Annotated in this window: 18 protein-coding genes; 9 read left to right on the top strand and 9 right to left on the bottom strand. The window is 41.5% G+C overall.

The features are described 5' to 3' along the window. Nucleotides 1-228: 228 nt before the first annotated feature. From DRW42_RS12815 to DRW42_RS12800, 5 genes are all read right to left on the bottom strand, one after another. Nucleotides 229-426: a hypothetical protein gene (locus DRW42_RS12815; protein ID WP_113949225.1), complete on the bottom strand. Its 198-nt coding sequence runs from the start codon at nt 424-426 to the stop codon at nt 229-231. Between the two features lie 146 nt (nt 427-572). Next, a complete protein-coding gene (locus DRW42_RS12810) occupies nt 573-1040 on the bottom strand; it encodes a MarR family winged helix-turn-helix transcriptional regulator (protein ID WP_113949224.1) in 468 nt (155 codons plus the stop codon). Then, nucleotides 1033-1293, bottom strand: coding sequence for an EVE domain-containing protein (locus DRW42_RS29270; protein WP_244215265.1), 261 nt, complete (start codon nt 1291-1293; stop codon nt 1033-1035). Before DRW42_RS29270 ends, DRW42_RS12810 begins: the two co-directional genes overlap by 8 nt. After that, nucleotides 1263-1472 (bottom strand): EVE domain-containing protein, encoded by a 210-nt coding sequence (locus tag DRW42_RS29265; RefSeq protein WP_244215264.1) that lies wholly within the window; start codon nt 1470-1472, stop codon nt 1263-1265. The genes DRW42_RS29270 and DRW42_RS29265 overlap by 31 nt, the downstream gene beginning before the upstream one ends. A 12-nt stretch (nt 1473-1484) precedes the next feature. Next, complete coding sequence (locus tag DRW42_RS12800) at nt 1485-1844, bottom strand: VOC family protein (RefSeq protein WP_113949223.1); 360 nt, start codon at nt 1842-1844, stop codon at nt 1485-1487. 263 nt (nt 1845-2107) lie between these two features. Here DRW42_RS12800 and DRW42_RS12795 point away from each other — a divergent pair, with 263 nt between their 5' ends. From DRW42_RS12795 to DRW42_RS12785, 3 genes are all read left to right on the top strand, one after another. Next, entirely contained in the window at nt 2108-2668 is a 561-nt protein-coding gene (locus tag DRW42_RS12795) for an RNA polymerase sigma factor (protein WP_113949222.1), read from the top strand. Then, a complete protein-coding gene (locus tag DRW42_RS12790) occupies nt 2649-2918 on the top strand; it encodes a hypothetical protein (protein ID WP_147243735.1) in 270 nt (89 codons plus the stop codon). The genes DRW42_RS12795 and DRW42_RS12790 overlap by 20 nt, the downstream gene beginning before the upstream one ends. A gap of 79 nt (nt 2919-2997) precedes the next feature. Then, nucleotides 2998-3684, top strand: a complete 687-nt coding sequence (locus DRW42_RS12785; RefSeq protein WP_113949220.1) for an ATP-dependent Clp protease proteolytic subunit — start codon at nt 2998-3000, stop codon at nt 3682-3684. A gap of 40 nt (nt 3685-3724) precedes the next feature. Here the strand turns inward: DRW42_RS12785 and map are convergent, their stop codons facing one another. From map to DRW42_RS12755, 4 genes are all read right to left on the bottom strand, one after another. Continuing rightward, entirely contained in the window at nt 3725-4489 is a 765-nt protein-coding gene (map, locus tag DRW42_RS12780) for a type I methionyl aminopeptidase (RefSeq protein ID WP_113949219.1), read from the bottom strand. Nucleotides 4490-4556: 67 nt separating this feature from the next. Further along, nucleotides 4557-5750, bottom strand: coding sequence for a winged helix-turn-helix domain-containing protein (locus DRW42_RS12775; protein WP_113949218.1), 1194 nt, complete (start codon nt 5748-5750; stop codon nt 4557-4559). A 1667-nt stretch (nt 5751-7417) separates the two neighbouring features. After that, nucleotides 7418-7927 carry a GNAT family N-acetyltransferase gene (locus DRW42_RS12760; RefSeq protein ID WP_113949215.1) on the bottom strand — a complete coding sequence of 170 codons (510 nt, stop codon included), beginning with the start codon at nt 7925-7927 and terminating at the stop codon, nt 7418-7420. 24 nt (nt 7928-7951) lie between these two features. Next, a complete protein-coding gene (locus tag DRW42_RS12755; RefSeq protein WP_113949214.1) occupies nt 7952-8845 on the bottom strand; it encodes a DMT family transporter in 894 nt (297 codons plus the stop codon). Between the two features lie 87 nt (nt 8846-8932). On the opposite strand from DRW42_RS12755, the gene DRW42_RS12750 reads away from it, so the two are divergent. The 6 genes from DRW42_RS12750 (at nt 8933) to DRW42_RS12725 (ending at nt 19618) form a co-directional block, all read left to right on the top strand. Next, on the top strand, nt 8933-10342 hold the full coding sequence (locus DRW42_RS12750; RefSeq protein ID WP_113949213.1) for an aminotransferase-like domain-containing protein: 1410 nt from the start codon (nt 8933-8935) through the stop codon (nt 10340-10342). A 264-nt stretch (nt 10343-10606) separates the two neighbouring features. After that, on the top strand, nt 10607-11197 hold the full coding sequence (locus DRW42_RS12745) for an RNA polymerase sigma-70 factor (protein WP_113949212.1): 591 nt from the start codon (nt 10607-10609) through the stop codon (nt 11195-11197). 328 nt (nt 11198-11525) lie between these two features. Continuing rightward, nucleotides 11526-12530 (top strand): FecR family protein, encoded by a 1005-nt coding sequence (locus tag DRW42_RS12740; RefSeq protein ID WP_113949211.1) that lies wholly within the window; start codon nt 11526-11528, stop codon nt 12528-12530. A gap of 180 nt (nt 12531-12710) precedes the next feature. Beyond that, complete coding sequence (locus DRW42_RS12735; RefSeq protein WP_244215263.1) at nt 12711-16100, top strand: TonB-dependent receptor; 3390 nt, start codon at nt 12711-12713, stop codon at nt 16098-16100. Nucleotides 16101-16118: 18 nt separating this feature from the next. Further along, entirely contained in the window at nt 16119-17663 is a 1545-nt protein-coding gene (locus DRW42_RS12730; RefSeq protein WP_113949209.1) for a RagB/SusD family nutrient uptake outer membrane protein, read from the top strand. Nucleotides 17664-17836: 173 nt separating this feature from the next. Beyond that, nucleotides 17837-19618 carry a metallophosphoesterase gene (locus DRW42_RS12725; RefSeq protein WP_147243734.1) on the top strand — a complete coding sequence of 594 codons (1782 nt, stop codon included), beginning with the start codon at nt 17837-17839 and terminating at the stop codon, nt 19616-19618. Nucleotides 19619-19670 lie beyond the last annotated feature (52 nt).

The following is a 19670-nucleotide window of genomic DNA, read 5'->3' as shown; positions in this document are numbered from 1 at the left end:
GATAAAGATTTTACCTGTTTTCTATTTTATCCATGGTAGTTGCTTTGTTTATGCTGCTTTAATGCGAACAACAAATTTTTGCAACGGTGCGCATTTTGCTTACTAAAGCCAAAAAATAAAGCAATTTAAAGGTTCAGTCTGTATAGAACCTGAAAATACTTTTGGCTCTAAAAACTTAATCACCGATGAACAGACCAGGGTTAAAAAAGGCCCTTTCGGGCCGGGTAATTAAAGTGGTGGATTAGTTTTTCGTGTGGTATCCCGTTTAAGAGTATCACGCTTTGTGGTGTCTTTTTTCGAAGGCCATTGCTTGCTTTTGGCTGGTTTCGTTTTTTCGGTTTTCTTTTTGGTGGTGTCTTGCCTGGTTTGGGCAACTGAGGCAAGCGTGATTGAACAGGCCAGCATCATCATCATTAATTTTTTCATAAGAATAGATTTTATGTTAAAGTATTAATAATAATACACTTGTATCTGTACGAAAGTTTTGTGAATTTTTAGTTTCACTACAACCTGATCAAAGCAAATCAAACCAAACCAAACTGTATACTGAAGATCAGTTTGGAAAAGTGGTTTTAAATCAAGTCGTTTTTATTCTGCTCTATCAAGGCTGCCATCTTTGCATTCAAGCCAGGCAAATCCTTATCAAGCATTGAGAAAAATGATAAATCTGCGTTTTCTACCATTATTATAGCTTTTTGAAGCACAGTTTCACCTGATGCTGTGAGGCTGATGGTTTTTGCCCTGGTATCAGTTTTATGTTCTTTCCTGGTAATGAATTTTTTTTCTTCGAGTGTACGCAATACTTTCGATACCATCATCCGGTCTGCATTGCCCTGGTTGGCGATATCAACCTGGGTAACATTGTCGCTTTCTCTCGAGAGCCAGGCCAGTGCGCAAAGCAAGGCAAATTGCGTGTGTGTAAGGTCTAAAGGATCAAGTACCCGCTTTAGCTTGCGCTGCCATAACATGGTGAGCTGGCCCAAAAGGTAACCCGGACTATCAAGCGGACTCTTAAAATGAAATTCTATTTTTTCAGGCATAATCTTGTATAAGCATTTGTGAGGCTATCAATTCAAAATCGCGCTGTTTGATTTCGAAAAAACCAAAGCGGAATGGATAACCCCAGCTTTTTTTGTTTGGTATGAAATCCAGTTCAGCTATCAAAGGTAGGATAGAAATATCTTTGTTCGGCAAAAAATCGATATTGCGTCTTGAAGGACAGAAATCTTCCGAAACCTGGGTTTGGTAGGTATCTTCGCCTGTTACTTGCCAATAGCAGTAAACTGCTGGCATGGCTGCGGTTGCCCCATGGTCTGTTTTCCAGAGTAATAAATAATAAAATCACCTTTGTGCATTCTTTTTAGGGGCGATGCCTTACCGTGGCAGGCTTGTGCAAATCCTTCTGCTATGCCATTTTTAACATGATCTTTAGAAGCTACAATAATCCAGTATTTTGTGTTTTCATTTTTCATGTGGCTGTTTTGTTAGTTTGCTTGTAAAAAAGTGATGTTGTATCCATCGGGGTCTTTTACGATCAGCGTTTTTCCGAATGGAGTTGTGTTAATTGAACCCAACATTTCAACTTCGGCTGCGGTAAACTGCTCTCGGAGATCTTCGATATTGCCATCGATGGCAAACCATAGCGATGTACCAACACCTAATTCTTTTCCTTCCAGGTTGATCATCGGTTTTCTGATGGCAAAGCTGGCATCACCTTGTTTATAGCTGAAAACACAGGCTTCAGGCGTTTGTACGGCTATTTCGAAGCCCAGTTTGTTGGTGTAAAAATCTTTTGAAAGGTCTAAATCCCTAACCTGAAGGGATGCAAATGCTAATTTTCTCATTTTAGTTATTTTATTGTAGTTGCAAATATAGTATTCGCGACAACAATATGCAAAATGTTTTTACATTTAAAAATTGATCATCAGGATTATTTTGAAAAATTGGCGATTGTTAATGGAGATACATCATTTATCTCCGGCAGGTAATAATTGAAAATAACCTGATAAAAGTAAATTGCCCCTGGTGTTTAGTGCTCAAAATTAAATATTTGATATTTTTGGGTGATATCTGATCAAAAATTGCCACATACTATAAAAATTAAAGCATGAGTGCAACACCTATCCCAGAGAAAATGAGCAGTCGCGAGGCTCTTTTTATGAAACTATACCAGCAGGCTTTTCCCCTGGTGGCCCAACATGTAGCTAAAATGGGCGGATCGTTTGATGAAGCAAAGGATATTTTTCAGGATGCACTGGTATTGTATTATGAAAAGGTGCAGGTAAGCGGATTGGCCTTAAAATACAGCGAGAAATCCTATCTGCTGGGGATTGCAAAACACCTCTGGATTAAACGTTACCATGAAAACAGCAGGCATAGTTCGCTTGATTTGGAAGATCATGTTTTTAAAGCTGTTATTGATGTAGCAGATATAGAATATAGGGAGGTTGCGCCCTTTAAACTGATGCGTTTGCTGGAACAGACCGGGCAAAAATGTATGCAACTGCTCAGTGCATTTTATTACGAGAAACTGGATATGGATGCCCTTGCTGGCCGTTTTGGTTTTTCGGGTGCAAGATCGGCAACTGCCCAGAAATTTAAATGCCTCCAAAAAGTTAAGGAAACCGTTAAAGAAAAATCCCTAAAATATGAAGACATCGTTGAATGAGCTGCGTTTGATAGAGGATTATCTTTTATCCCACAGTGAGGATGGCGAAAACTGTCTTTTTGCTGCAAAAATGATACTGCAGCCACAACTTGGAGAACAAGTTTACTGGCAGAAAAAAACCTATCAGGTTGTTGAGGATTATGGCCGGAAACAACTTAAAATGGAAATAGAAAAAATACACGATACGCTATTTAACACCGTGAAACATCAAACTTTCAGGCAGCGGATTATGCGTATGTTTAATAAATAAGCCTTCAATTTCAGTTTTACTTCCATGTACCTTTTTAGGGCAAAGGGAAAACTATGTCTAAAAATTTAAATAAATTACGATGGATATTAACAACGAATTCCGCCAGTATGCGGTAAAACACCACAGGTTAAACAGTTTGTATGTGGATCAGTATATGGCTAAATCGCCAGCTTATGTGCCACCAATGGCTATGACTCCTTATATTACGGAAGAACGACAGCTCAATGTAGCACAAATGGACGTTTTTTCGAGGCTGATGATGGACAGGATCATTTTTTTGGGTGAGGCCGTGGGCGAACAGAATGCAAATGTAATACAGGCCCAATTGCTTTTTTTGCAGTCGGTTGACGAGAAGAAAGATATCCAATTGTATATCAATTCGCCAGGGGGATCTGTTTACGCCGGTTTTGGCATTTACGATACCATGCAATTTATTTCTCCGGATGTGGCCACAATATGTACTGGCATTGCGCTTTCTATGGGCTCGGTTTTGCTGTGTGCGGGGGCTGCGGGAAAAAGATCGGCACTAAAACACTCCAGGGTAATGATTCACCAAACTTCGGGAGGCGCCCAGGGAACAGCCATCGATATGGATATCAGCATTAGAGAAGTTTTGAAAGTACAGACCGATCTTTATAAGATTTTGGCTAAACACAGCGGGCAGACATACGAAAAAATAAATGAAGTGGGCAGCCGCGATTATTGGATGACTGCAATTGAAGCAAAGGAATTTGGAATGATAGATGAAATACTCGTTAGGGAGTAAATGCTTACAGTTGATCGGTTATAGGGATTAGCAGGTAATGCTAATCCCATATACCGTTTTCTAAAGTAAATATTACAGGCTCGCCATCGGTAACCATAATGGTATGCTCATGCTGTGCAACAAAACCACCTTTATTGCCAACTAAAGTCCAGCCATCAGGTTGGGTATCGGCTATGGTTGAATGTGTTGAAATAAATGTTTCGATAGCCACCACCGAATTTTTTTTGAAACGTTTGGTATTAAACCTGTCGCGGAAGTTGGCAATTTCATGAGGTTCTTCGTGCAGGCTCCGGCCAATACCGTGGCCTGTAAGATTTTTAATCACGATGTAACCTGCTTTTTTGGCCTCGGTTTCAATCAGGTTTCCAATATCCGATATTTTTACGCCTCCCTTGATCTGGCCGATTGCCTTTTTTAATATGGATTTTGATGCCGCTATAAGTTTGCCATGGCCGTGTATATCGTCGCCCAATACAAAAGAGCCTCCATTGTCGGCCCAGTAGCCATCTAATTCAGCCGATACATCGATATTAACCAGGTCGCCATTTTTGAGGATTTTATCTGCAGATGGTAGGCCGTGTGCCGCTTCCTCATTAATGCTGATACAGGTATGGCCCGGAAAAGCATAGGTTAAAAAGGGGGCAGAACGCGCGCCCATTTCGGAAAGTAATTTACCCCCATACTCATCAAGTTCTTTTGTGGAGATGCCCGGCTTTGCGTATTCGCGCATTTTCTTTAAGGTGATGGCAACAGCATCGCTGGTCCGTTGTATGCCACTTTTTTCTGCTTCAGTAGTGATCGACATGTAATGTTTTTTTAACTAAAATAGAGATTAATTCAGTAAAATAACTAATCGTGTTTTCAGGGTTTAATTAATCCAAAAATCTTTCGCTGATTATTGCCAATAAATCGCTGTTATTTGATTTTTTAAAAGTAATATCTCTGCATTTATTGAATATGATGTAGTCTTTAAGTGCATCAACAAATTTATCGATGGTTTTTTCATCAATATCTACTTCCTCAAAATGCAGGTTATGAATAATAAGCAGTTTTTGTTTTCGGTCGGCTTTGGCGTCCATCCTGGCAATAAATTTTTCTCCCGATAAGATAGGAAGTGAGAAGTAACCATATTTTCTTTTAGGGGCCGGAACAAAACATTCTATCTGGTAATCAAAGTCGAAAAACTCTTTTAAACGGAACCGGAATACATTTAAGATATCAAAAGGCGAGAGGATAAAAACCTCTTCGGTAGTGCTAACGTTTATATCCGTACCGGATAACATGTACAAAGGACCTTTTATACCCTCTACATTTACGAAATGAACATCGCCGTTCTGCAGCATTTTTTCGAGTTCTTTTTTCACCAGATTTCCCTTTACACGACGCGAACGCCAGGCCATTTCCTTTACCGATGAAATTCCAAGTGCACCCAAAGTACGGCGGATCACATATTGTGCATATTCTTCGGGGGCAGGCATGCTTTGATCAGTGTCCGCCGGTATTACATCCAATGGTAAATGATAAACTTTCTGAAAAGTACTGTTGCGTTTGATCATTAGCTTGCCTTCCAGGTAAAGCCTTTCGAGTGCTACTTTGGCTGGTCGCCAATCCCACCAGCCCGTACTTGCTTCCTGCCGATCGTTCTCAAAATCGCCAACCATTACTGCTCCGTCACGTTCTACCTGATCTAAAATCTGCTCCATTAAATCTGCTTCCCTTTTAATCGGCGCGTTGTATTGTGTTTGGAAAGCTTCCATCACCGGTAGCGAGAAACGGAACTCATGAGTGGGTAGATAGCCGGCATCGGAAGTAAAATATTCAAAAATATCGCCATTTTCGCAAAGCCCGGCAAGCCAGGTAGGCTCGTAATCCGGTACACGGGCAAATAAGGCATGATGATGGGCGCGTTCTACCACATAATTGGTGTCAAGCTGTACATATCCCAAATGATCGATTGCCTTGTAAACGGCCTCAATACCGGCGCCGAACTGTGCCTTTTTCGAAAGTCCTGCTGCATGTAAAATGATTTTCCGTGCCTGTGATCTCGTGAGTACAATAGGTTCCATAACACGAATATATTGATGATTTCTGTTTTTTAACCCCAAAGTACGCGAAGAATGATGCGCAAAAGAGGTGAGGATAGGTTATTCCGTGTTTTCCGTGCATCCNATGATGCGCAAAAGAGGTGAGGATAGGTTATTCCGTGTTTTCCGTGCATCCGTGGCTTTTAATTTAATTCTTCTGCGTAAATCTTCTTAAATCTGCGGGGAAAACATGTAGCGTATGGACTCCCGCTGATTTCGCTGATTACCGCAGAGTTCAGTCCATTTCCATCTTACATTTTCCATTATTTGTGCATCTGAGGCTTTTAATTTGACTATTCTGCGTAAATCTTCTTAATCTGCGGGAAAAACATGTAGCGCTTGGGTTCCCGCTGATTTCGCTGATCACCGCAGAGTTCCGTACATTTTCCATCTTACATTTTCCATTATTTGTGCATCCATGGCTTTTAATTTATTATTCTGCGTAAATCTTCTTAGATCTGCGGGAAAAACATGTAGCATTTAAGTTCCCGCTGATTTCGCTGATCACCGCAGAGTTCCGTACATTTTCCATCTTACATTTTCCATTATTTGTGCATCCATGGCTTTTAATTTATTATTCTGCGTAAATCTTCTTAGATCTGCGGGAAAAACATGTAGCATTTAAGTTCCCGCTGATTTCGCTGATTACTGCAGAGTTCCGTCCATTTTCCATCTTACATTTTCCATCATTTGTGCATCTGTGGCTTTTAATTTAATTCTTCTGCGTAAATCTTCTTAGATCTGCGGGAAAAACATGTAGCACTTGGGTTCCCGCTGATTTCGCTGATTACCGCAGAGTTCCGTCCATTTTCCATCTTACATTTTCCATCATTTGTGCATCTGTGGCTTTTAATTTAATTCTTCTGCGTAAATCTTCTCTAATCTGCGGGAAAAACATGTAGCACTTGGGTTCCCGCTGATTTCGCTGATTACCGCAGAGTTCCATCCATTTTCCATCTTACACTTTCCATCATTGGTGCCTCCGTGGCTTTTAATTTGACTATTCTTCCTAAATCTTCTAATCTGCGGGAAAAACATGTAGCACTTGGGTTCCCGCTGATTTCGCTGATCACCGCAGAGTTCCATCCATTTTCCATCTTACACTTTCCATCATTGGTGCCTCCGTGGCTTTTAATTTGACTATTCTTCCTAAATCTTCTAATCTGCGGGAAAAACATGTAGCACTTGGGTTCCCGCTGATTTCGCTGATCACCGCAGAGTTCCATCCATTTTCCATCTTACACTTTCCATCATTGGTGCCTCCGTGGCTTTTAATTTGACTATTCTTCCTAAATCTTCTAATCTGCGGGAAAAACATGTAGCACTTGGGTTCCCGCTGATTTCGCTGATCACCGCAGAGTTCCATCCATTTTCCATCTTACACTTTCCATCATTGGTGCCTCCGTGGCTTTTAATTTGACTATTCTTCGTAAATCTTCTAATCTGCGGGAAAAACATGTAGCACTTGGGTTCCCGCTGATTTCGCTGATCACCGCAGAGTTCCGTCCATTTTCCATCTTACATTTTCCATTATCTGTGCATCCGTGGCTTTTAATTTATTGCTCTGCGTAAATCTTCTTAAATCTGCGGGAAAAACATGTAGCGCTTGGCTTTCGCTGATTACCGCAGAATTACGCCTGTTTTTCAGTTTATTTAACCAAAAGCTCGAACAAACTCACCGGATTGCCATGGTAATGAGCAGGCAGTTCATCCGTATTTTTTAAATCATATAGCCCTAAAAACTCAAATCCCATTTTCGTGTAATGATTAATCAGGCCTTCATTTGGGCCAACTGTATCCAGTCTTACATAAGTTTTGCCATTTGCTTTTGCATATTCCTTTGCCCATGCTACAATTTGAGCGACCATATTTTGCCCCTTAAATTCGGGATTGGTAGCAATGCGGTGGATATAAACTGAAGGATCGGCATTTTTTTCTTCCCATATCTGAGGATCATCAAAGGTTGTGGCCCATACACAGGCGGTTTTTCCATCGATGGTTATTTTCCACTGTCTGTTCTCATTTATTTCGGTTTCAACAAGAGAGGATTCGAATTTTGGCCAATGGAGTGTATATCTCGTCTTCTGGAAAGCTGTAGCGCTTTCATAAAGACGGAAAATTTCAGCAATATCTGCTGTGGTACTGTTACTGATGTGCATATTATTGATTTTGAGGTTGATTATTTATTTAGCGAATTTTTTTGAACAGTCAACGCAAAGGATAATCCCGATGGTTACCATAAGCATGTTTAAACTTACTTCTTCATGCAATAGCGTAGCAGCAAGTGCCAGTCCAAAAAATGGCTGTAAGAGCTGCAATTGTCCAACGCTGGCAATGCCACCCTGTGCCAATCCTTTGTACCAGAAAATGAATCCGATAAACATGCTGAATAATGAAATATAAGCCAGACCCGCCCATGCACCGGGACTGATTACCGAAAAGGAAACCGGTTTAAATACAAATAGCAGTGGGAGCATAAGCGGAAGCGAAATCACCAATGCCCACGATATTGCCTGCCAGCCGCCAAGGGTTTTTGATAAGCGTGCACCTTCTGCATAAGCTAAACCACAGAGTACAATTGCGGCCAGCATGAGCAGATCGCCAAGTGGTGATGCATTGATGCCCTGATAAACTGCATAACCAACTACCAATACACTGCCCAATACAGAAAAGAACCAAAAAACAGGCTTTGGCCTTTCGCCTCCGCGTAAAACCGCAAACACAGCCGTTACCAAAGGCAATAAACCCATAAATACCAGCGAATGTGCCGAAGTGATATGTGCCAGGGCCAGAGAACTTAATAATGGAAAGCCGATTACCGCACCAAAGGCCACAATAACCAGCGATCCTAAATTGCTTTTGGCCGGACGTTTCTCTTTAAGTACCAGCAGTACCACAAGCGCAAGCAAACCTGCTATTACGGCCCTTGCAACTGTTACAAAAACCGGATTCATATCCATCACGGCTATTTTAGTGGCCGGCATCGATCCGCTAAAAATCAATACTCCGATAAAACCGTTAAGCCATCCGCCTGAAATTTTATTGGTAGCCAGGCTACCTGTTGTTGTGCTAATCATATCTGAAATTTGCTTAACCAAAAGTGCTAAAGAGAAATAAGTAAATACAGTATCAGTTTTGTATATTTGGATGGATACAGTTCGTTTATGAAAAAGATTTTTAGATACCATGAAATTGCAGATGGAATAGCCGCCCAGATCAGGAATGGCATTTTAAAGGTTGGCGATAAGCTGCCATCGGTGCGTATGCTCTGTAAAGAACACGCCATTGGAATGAATACGGCAAAAAGGGTGTTTTTAGAACTGGAAGCACAGTCGCTGATTGATCCCAAACCGCAATCGGGTTTTTTTGTCAGTAACCGTTCCATGCAGCGTCTTCCACTTCCGGCGGTAAGTAAACCCGCATTAATGCCTGGTTATGCCGAGCCTGAAGAACTGATTACAAAAGTATATTCCAGTTTGGGGAATCATGATATTACTAATTTTTCAATTGGTATTCCCTCGGGCAACCTTTTACCTTTAGCCAAACTCCAAAAGGAGATCTTACAGGCCAGCAGATCGCTACAGGGGGGCACAGCCTACGAGCCGCTTCAGGGGAATGTACAATTACGCAGGATGGTCGCTGTACGTTCGCTCGGCTGGGGAGGTAATTTAAATGAAGATGATCTGGTTACCACCAGTGGCGGCATGGGGGCGCTTTCTTTTTGTATGATGGCCCTGGCAAAACCTGGCGATACCGTTGCGATTGAAAGTCCATGTTACCCCGGAATTTTTCAGCTGGCCATTAGTCTGGGCTTAAAAGTGCTCGAACTACCCACACATCCTGTTACCGGTATCGAAATTGAAGCCTTGAAAAAACTGGTTTCTAAAATCAACATCTGTGTACTGATTCCAAATTTTAACACACCTTTGGGTAGCTGTATGCCCGACGAACATAAAAAAGAAGTAGTTAAAATATTGGCAGATCACGATATCCCATTGATTGAGGATGATGTATATGGTGATCTTTATTTTGGTACCCAAAGGCCAAAATGCTGCAAGGCTTTCGATACGGAAGGGAATGTATTATGGTGCAGCGCCATTTCGAAAACCCTTGCTCCGGGCTTCCGCGTGGGTTGGGTAGCACCCGGAAAGTATAAGGATAAAATACTAAAGTTGAAGCTGGTGCATGCCATTGCCACACCTTCGCTCGTTCACCAGGTAGTAGGTAACTTCTTTAAAAGCGGACGTTACGACGTTCATATTCACCAAATGCGGCGTACATTGAAAGGAAATTACCAGCGTTTTAACCATGCCATAACAACTTATTTTCCGGAAGGAACTAAAATCAGCCGTCCGCAGGGCGGACTTGCTATTTGGGTGGAACTGGAAAAAGGAACCGATACCGTAAAGCTTTACGATCTGGCCATGAAACAAAAAATCAGCATCTCACCAGGTCGCATGTTTACCCTGCAGGATCAGTTTGAAAATTGCCTGCGGATATGCATGGGTATGCCCTGGACAGATGAAATCGATTTTAAACTGAAACAACTGGGCAATTTGGCGAAGATGCTTTAGTCATTTATTAAACGGATAGATTATTGCAAGACGCTAAGACCATGGGTATAATTTAACCACAGATAAAAAGGATGCACACGGACATAATCTGTGTTTATCTGTGTACATCTGTGGTTAAAAGTCTTAATTTAATAACATTGCTTAGTAGGACGTTAAAACCATTCAAGTTTTCTTACCACTTTTATTAATGAATCCTTAACATGTAATTAATCAAATCATAAAGTGGGGGCTCTAGTTTTGCTGAAAACAGAAGCATCCATTTTTATGGAATATCCCTTACTTTCAGATCAGCAGTTATTAGAGGAATGTTCCCGCGACAATCTGAAAGCTTTTAATGTTTTATTCGATCGTTATTTTACAAAACTCTATCGTTATGCACTTGGTTATGTAAACGACGCATGTTTTGCAGAAGAAGCCATGATGGACCTCATGATGTGGATATGGGAGAAAAGGCACACGCTCGAAATTCAGGGAGAATTTAAATATTACATCTTCAGGGCTGCAAAAAATGCCACCATCAAGGCCATCAGGAAAAGAGCAATCCAGACCGCTCCGATAGAAAGTATCGAAAATCATATTTCCTTTATCAGCCATAGTGCCGACCATTCAATCTTAACCAGCGAGTTGGAGCAGGATTATAAAAGTGAACTTGATCTTTTAAGTCCACAACGTAAAATTGTTTTTCAAATGAGTAGGGAAGAAGAACTAAGTCACGCCGAAATTGCCGATAACTTAGATATTTCCATCAATACCGTAAAAAATCACATCAAATTTTCACTAAACCATTTCCGTAAAGGTTTTTTAAGGTACAAGGATGCTGTGTTGATTATTGGGATTTTACTTTTTCTACGCTAACAACTCGATTCATACGGTTGAATTGATTTTATTAACTTTTTATTGTTTTCAAAACTCTAATAGCTAATTATTGGTCAGCATTTTTTTCATCAAAGACCCTGAAATAAATTCAGGGTGACGATTATGAGCTGAAAATGCGCTCAAGAAACCTTTTTAAAGTAAATTTATTATCAAAGTCAAGCTAATAAACCAATCTTTTGTAAAAGATTTTAAAATTATTTAATTGATAATCAGTGTTTTGTGTTTTTATTCAAAAATACATTAGCCCCTCAATAGCTTTTTTGTCCCTTGTTAGATAGGCACTCAACATGCGCCCAGCCAAACAAACATGCCCCAACAGGTTGATAAAATACTGATAGAAAAATTTCTTCAAGGTACTTGTTCCAAACAGGAAGAAGAACGGGTTCGTATATTCCTGAAAAAGCCCGAATCTGAAGTTTTATTAAATGAAATCCTGTCGGCAAACCAAACGAAAGATTTTGCATTGTTCGAAGAAGAAAATGTGCCTCATCTCAAACAGGCAAAATGGCGTAATGCAATTAACTTACGTATTGCCGCTGAAAATGAAAAAGCACTGCCGGTAAAAAAGCGGTTCAACCTAAAATATGCGGCTATCTGGGCAGCTTTGCTGATTGCTACACTGAGTGTGTACCTGATCACGCATTTCAGCAAACCAACGGAGCAGGCTTTAACTTTTATCGAACATAGTAATCCTAATGGCCAGCGTTCGAAAATTACTTTATCCGATAGCAGTGTGGTATACCTTGGTGCTGGCAGCCGTTTAAGGTACCCCGAACGCTTTTCGGCTAATAAAAGGGAACTTTCGTTATATGGTGAAGCTTTTTTTGAAGTGACCAAAAATCCCAAAAAACCTTTTATCATCCATACCGGAGCAGTAAGAACGCAGGTTCTGGGAACTTCGTTCAAAATAAAAGCTTTTAAAAATAAACCGCTTAGCGTAGAGGTAGCTACCGGAAAAGTAAGGGTAGATAAGGTGAGGGGTAATAAGATCGAATCACTGGCCATCCTCATTCCGGGGCAAAAGGTGGTTTATTTCGAGGGGAAAGCTACAACAAAGGATATCGAGATCAGCGATGTTACTGGTTTTAAAACCTCGCAACTGGCTTTCCGCAACTCATCATTATCAGAAATCTGCGAAACACTCGAGCGCTGGTATAATGTTAAAATCACCTTTAAAAATCAACGGAAATCGCGTGACAGGATGACCTTAACCATAGATGCCACTGTACCGGTAAACAAGTTATTAAACGTACTTGGTGCCGCAGGAAAATTTCATTACAACATTAAAAATAACGAAATCATTATCCGTTAACATTCAAAAAATAAGAAAGGAAAACAATGGATTGAAATTAACAAACTTCCCCGTCCCTAAAGAGGGGAAGTCGTTTTATCGCATTACAACCGCTTGCTTTTCGACGACAGAGCGGTTTAAATGAAAAATATCAATAATTATTCCGGCTTATAACCGGGCAAACCATTAATATACAAATTTATGCAAAAAGGATTACATCCTACAATTAAGTTTATGATGAGGTGTTCATTTATGCTTTTAATCGCACAGTTTACCTTTATCGGCGTGCTTTTGGCCGGGAGTGTTCACAGCCAGAACCTCGATCAGGTAATCAGTATCAATTTAGATCATTCGGGTGTTAAAGCAGGTCTGCTCAACATCCAGGAGAAAAGCGGTGTCAAATTCGTGCTTCCCGAAAAATTGCTTAGCGGTCTTAAAACCGAAATTACTTTAACCGAACAGCACAAAACCGTAAAATACCTGATCGAAAAGGTGCTTAGCGGGACCAATCTCGAATATAAAATTGTAGAAGGGTATGTGGTCATTACCCAAAAACCTGTTCCACAACAACCGGGCAATATTACCGGTCGCATCACCGACGAAAAAGGTGGTCCGCTGCCCGGCGCTACAGTTAAAATACTCGAAACGGGACAAACGGTTCAAAGTGATCCTGACGGAAACTACAGCATTTCGCTAAAACCGGGAAATTATACTATTGAAGTTTCTTATATCTCTTTTCTCTCTCAAAAAACAACCAATGTAAGTGTAAGAGACGGGAAAACAACCAATTTAAGTTTTTCGATGAAACCTACCAACAACCAGCTTTCGGAAGTGGTGGTGAGTTACGGAAAACAGCGCATGAAAGATGTTACCGGATCAATTGCTACGATTGATGCAACCCAGCTTCAGGATATGCCGGTAGGGCAGTTTGCCCAGCAGTTGCAGGGAAAAGTTGCAGGGGTACAGATTGCGCAAACCAGCGGACAACCGGGCCGTGGTATGGGTTTCATAATTCGCGGTGCAGCATCTTTTTATTCGAGCAACCAACCCTTATTCGTGATTGACGGTACACCGATCACCGGAAGCATCAATAATATCAACCCTGCTGAAATAGAGAGCTTTAGTTTTCTGAAAGATGCTTCCGCAACAGCACTCTATGGATCGAGAGCTGCCAATGGCGTGGTTTTAATCACCACCAAACATGCAAAACCCGGCGATTCGAAAGTAGAATTTTCGACCTATTATGGCATTCAGAAAATACCTACTGGAAATTTGCCTAAAATGATGACTGCCAGGGAATTTGCCACCTTTATGAAAGAACGTGGAGAAGATGGATTGAAATACGAACCTGGTTATACCATTGCTGCTGATTATCATGCAGCTTACGACAATCCCGAACAATACAGCGAAGGAACCAACTGGTTTAACCTGCTTACCCGTACGGCACCTATCCAGAGTTATGATTTAACCGTTCAATCGGCCCGCGAGCATTCTACTTCAACAGTTATAGCTGGTTATCAGGAACAACAGGGAGTAGTGATTAATAACGGAACCAAATTGTTTTCAGTAAGGTTTAACCAGGATTTTACTTCAGCAAATAACAAACTTAAACTGGGTTTTAACCTTGCGCCTAGTTACCGGATGGACCATAATAACAGGCTGAACAGCGATGGTGTTGGCGGATATTTCGAACGCTTCTTTGAAGCAAGTCCACTGGCATCCCCTTATAACCCTGATGGAAGTTATGCCAGGAGCGTGGCCTCACCAGGTATGGTGGCCTACATCAATCCATTGGCCACTTACATGCTCACCAATGATGATTACAATACCACCCGTATTTTGGGTAACGCCTATCTGAACTACGAATTTTTACCTGGACTGAGTGTAAAAACCAATCTGGGGGTTGATAAAGGTGCCGAGATGCGTAAATATTTTCAGGGCGGCCTGGTAACCGGTACGCAGGGACAAAGCACCGGAACGAGTTCATCAGTTGATAATGGCTCATGGACTGCTGAAGGAAACCTGGCCTATACCAAAACCTTTGGAAAAGACCATAGTATTGATGCTTTAATCGGTTACTCTGCCCAGGAATTTAATACCTACAGCAATAACTTAACCGGACTTGGTTTCGCAAGCGATGATATTGAGTATTTAAGCGCGGCAACCAGCGTAACCGGTGGCAGTGGAGCAGGTTCTTATTCGTTGCTTTCGGCAATTGCCCGTATTAATTATGCTTACAAAGGCAGGTACCTGTTATCAGCAGCAGTAAGGCGCGATGGATCTTCGAAATTCGGCATTAACAAACAATGGGGAAGTTTTCCTTCAGTTTCTGCCGGATGGATTGTAAGTGATGAAGCTTTTATGAAAAACCTGAAAGGCATCAGTTTCTTGAAGCTTCGTGCAAGTTATGGCATCACCGGAAATAACTTTTTTGCAGGCAATTACGATTCGCAGGCCACCATCGGTACCTATTATTACAACTTTAACAATACCATAACCCAGGGACAAACCATTAACCGTTTGCCTAACCAGGAATTAAGGTGGGAACGCAACAAACAGTTCGATCTTGGTTTGGAAATAGGGGTACTGGATAACAGGATTACCTTTACTTACGATTATTATAGAAAACTGACTGATGGATTGATCCAGCAACGTGCCATTCCAACTTCATCGGGTTTTTCGCAGATTATTTTCAATGTGGGCGAACTTAAAATGTGGGGACATGAATTCTCCATCAGCTCAAAAAACCTCACGGGTAATTTAAAATGGAATACCAATTTAAGTCTTTCCTTCGATCGTAACCTGATTACCAATCTGGTTGATCCGGGCTATATCAGGAGGAACATTACCGTAAGCTCTGATTATTTCCGTCAGCAGGTTGGTCACCACCTGGGCGAATTTTATGGCTTTGTTTACGAAGGTTTATACAAAGATGCAGCTGATCTGGCCAATTCTGCCAAATATTTAAGTACCCCGGCAAAACCTAACGGAAGTTCGGACATTGGTACCATAAAAGTAAAGGATATTAACGGTGATGGAGTAATTGATGATGTGAACGACCGTACTTTTATCGGCGATCCTACACCAACCTTTACCGGCGGTATGGTGAACAATTTTAAATACAAAAACTTCGATCTTACTATCGATATGACGTTTTCCGTAGGTGGTAAGATCTTAAATGCAGCAAAATGGGCTTATCAAACCAATATGGACGGTTCGAGGGTACTCCTGGCAGCTGCAGCCGACCGCTGGCGTTCTCCTGAAAACCCGGGATCAGGCGTATATCCAAGAACAAAATCGGGCACAACCGGTATCGGCCGTTCGGTAAATTCACAATGGATTGAAAACGGATCTTATCTAACGGCCAAAAACATATCCTTTGGTTATAACATTCCGGTTAAAAACCTGATGCTTAAAAACCTCCGTGTGTTCGCCTCTGTACAACAGGCCTTTGTCATCACCGGTTATTCGGGCATGAACCCCGAAATCAATGTTGGCGGATCCGACCCGACACTGGGTGTTGGCATTGATGAAAATGCTTATCCTATTCCAAGAACATTTTCTTTAGGCATTTCTACCACATTCAGATAACCATTAAAGCTTAACAAAATGAAAAAGATATATATAGCTGTTGCATTTTTAGCCATTGGCCTTAGTGCATGTAAAAAGAATTTCATCGAACTTAATCCCGAAGATTCTTATACCGACGGGGTATTTTATAAAACCGAACAGCAGTTTCGTTCGGCCGTGGTTGCAGCTTATGCGCCATTAAGGGATGTGCTCATCAACGATTATTTCACTTCCGAAATGCATTCTGATAACACCGTTTACCAGCCCATTCCGGGCAATAGGGGAACGGCTTATGTAGAGCGCGAAAACATTTCTGATTTTACCAATACTTCTACCAATGCTTATGTTTCGGCAACCTGGCAGCACAGCTATACCGGCATTTCGCGTTGCAATATCATTATCGAAAGGTTAAAAGGATCTGATTTAAACGATGCCGTAAAGGCAAATTTAGATGGACAGGCGAAGTTTTTAAGGGCACTTAACTATTTTAAACTGGTACGTTTATATGGTGGTGTTCCGCTTTCAGTTACTGAGGTTAAAACAGCTGAAGATGCCTTTAAGCCCCGTTCTACCGAAGCCGAGGTTTATGCTCAGATTGTGGCTGATGCAAAAGATGCCATGAACGAACTTGCAGCCCCAGCTAAATTCCCGCAGACAGGCGAGGCCACCAAAGGTTCGGCAGCCATGTTATTGGCCAATGTTTATGCCGTGCAGAAAAAATGGGCTGAGGCCGAAACCGTATTGAACAGCCTGCTTACCATGGGTTACGACCTGAATGCCAATTTCGGTGATGCCTTTTTACCAACCAATAAAAACGGAAAAGAATCGATTTTTGAGATCCAGTTTTTGGGTGGTTCCATTACAGGGGCTACACCAAATGTACTTTCTTTCCACTTTATTCCACGCAGTAAAGATACCCGCATATTAACCGGAATCGCTATTGATAATACCAGTACAGGTGGCTGGAATACCCCAAGCAGCGATCTGATTGCCGATTTTGAACCGAATGATAAACGCCTTGATGCTTCTATCGGCATTGCCGAAGGTACTTACGATGCCAGCAGTTATTTTGTTTATTCGGCAGCTAAAAGCATTATCAATTATGTGCCGGCTGCCGGGAAAACCGGTGTACCTTATATCAAAAAATACCTGCATTCGCCGTTAATAGCTACTACAGGTTCGGGCGATGATTTCCCGATCTACCGTTTTTCTGATGCCTTATTGTTATTGGCCGAAGCCTTAAACGAACAGGGTAAATCTGCGCTTGCACTGGCACCGTTGAACAGGGTAAGGAAAAGGGCAGGACTTGCTGATATCGTTACAACCGATCAAACCGAATTAAAAAACATCATTTTGCACGAGCGCCGCATAGAATTGGCTTTCGAAAACCACCGTTGGACGGATTTATTAAGAACCGGAAAGGCGATTACTGTAATTAATGCTTTTGGCATCAAAATCAGGCAGCAGCTTCCATTCCTTTCTTCTGATGCTTATGTGATCGATAACCATAACCTGTTATTCCCGATTCCGCAGAACGAAGTAGGTTTAAACCCGAAAGTAATCCAGAATCCAGGTTATTTTTAAGATCAGCGCATAAAATACATCACGTTTATTTTTTTTGCCACAGATGCACACAGATAAACACAGATATTTATATCTGTGTGCATCCTTTTTATCTGTGGTTAAATCACTTTGCCTAAGCTAACCGTACCGATTACGTTCTCATCAGATAAAATAAAATTTAACCGATAATGACTTTGAACAAAAATCTTTTAAAGAAAAGCTTTTGTGTTTTTCTCAGTGCGCAATTATTGCTCAGCACTAGCGCAACCCTCATCCCTTTGCAGGAAGAAGAGCGAGCCGACGATGAATTTGCCATTGTAGTACTTCCCGATACCCAATATTATACCTCGGAGAAAAATGGAGGGAAAAAGGAAATGTTTACTGCACAAACCGAGTGGATCGTTAAAAATGCCGCGAAAGAAAATATTAAATATGTGATCCATCTGGGCGATATCTCTGATAACGGCGAAATGTTCCCCGAGCAATGGGTAAATGCCTCAAACTCCATGTATAAACTCGAAAAGCCACAGCCGGGTTATCCGCAGGGCATTCCTTACGGCATGGCGGTGGGCAACCACGATCAAACCAAAAGCCAGTATCCTTTAAGCGGCAAAACCGACCAGTACAATAAATATTTTGGTGTAGCTCATTTTAAAGATAAAAAATGGTACGGAGGTCATTATCGCAATGATAATGATAGCCATTACGACCTGTTCGAAGCGGGTGGCTATAAATTTATCACGATATTTCTGGAGTATGATTCGTACGATGAAGATATCGAAGGGATGAACAAATGGGCAAGTACCATGTTGGAGAAATTCAATGATCGTAAGGCCATTTTAGTCAGTCATTCCATTATCCATTTTAATAAAAAAACAGGTACCAACGAAAAAGGATTTCCTAAATTCTCAAAACAGGGTCAGCGGGTTTTCGACCGTTTAAAAAGTTATCCGAACGTATTTTTAACCTTATCGGGCCACGTAGGCGATAATGGCGAAGGTTACCGTCAGGATGGTTATGCAGGAAATGTGATCAAATCATTATTGTCTGATTATCAGAGTCGCCCGGACGGCGGACATGGGCTGATGCGTTTAATGAAATTTTCAAAATCAAAAGATCTTATCAGTGTTCGTACCTTTTCTCCGGTAACGGGCGAAGAAGAAACCGATGCCGACAGCAAATTTACGCTTCCATGGTTTCACCATACCACAGTAGCCAGGTATCAGGATTATAACAACGATGGCATCAGCGAAATTTCGTTTTTTTTAAATGGCATCTGGAAAGTTGCCGGCAAGCCCGATGTTGCTTTCGGTAAAGCCGGTGATATTGCCGCACCTGCCGATTATGATGGTGATGGCAAAACAGAGTTTGCCGTTTTCAGGCCGTCAGAAGGGAAATTTTATATCCAGGGTGGAAAAGAAGTGGTGTTAGGGCAGGCGGGTGATATACCCGTTTGTGGCGACTGGGATGGCGATGGTTTTGCCGATGTTGCCGTTTACCGTCCATCCACCCTCACCTGGTATTTCGATGGCCTAGACAGTATCAAATTCGGACATAAAAACGGTGTGCCTGTTCCGGCCGATTACGATGGCGATGGGATATTGGATGTCGGTTTTTTCCGTAAAGACAATTCCATGTGGCAAACCAGCCTGGGCAACATTCCTTTGCAGCTAAAACATACACCGGGCGATGTTCCGGTTCCGGCTGATTATGATGGTGATGGAAAAGCCGATATGGCGTTATTCCGTCCTTCAACCGGCGAATGGCTGATTGGATTTAACAAACCTGTGGTTTTTGGGAAACCGGGCGATATCCCGGTCCCTGGTAATTACAAAAATGGTGGAAAAACAACTATTGCAGTGCTCCGCTCAGGTAAAATCTACCTGCAGGATAATTCGGTAATCAATGCTGATGGAGGAACTGCGGCTGATCTTGTAAATATCCTTCCAGCTGCAAGATTAATCATTATAAAATAAGCTTGAAAAAATAATCACGAACCACAAAATCAATTAATTCTCAAAAAAAACT

The organism is Pedobacter miscanthi, from assembly GCF_003315595.1.
Lineage (GTDB): Bacteria > Bacteroidota > Bacteroidia > Sphingobacteriales > Sphingobacteriaceae > Pedobacter > Pedobacter miscanthi.
This window is presented reverse-complemented; position numbering and strand designations above follow the sequence as displayed.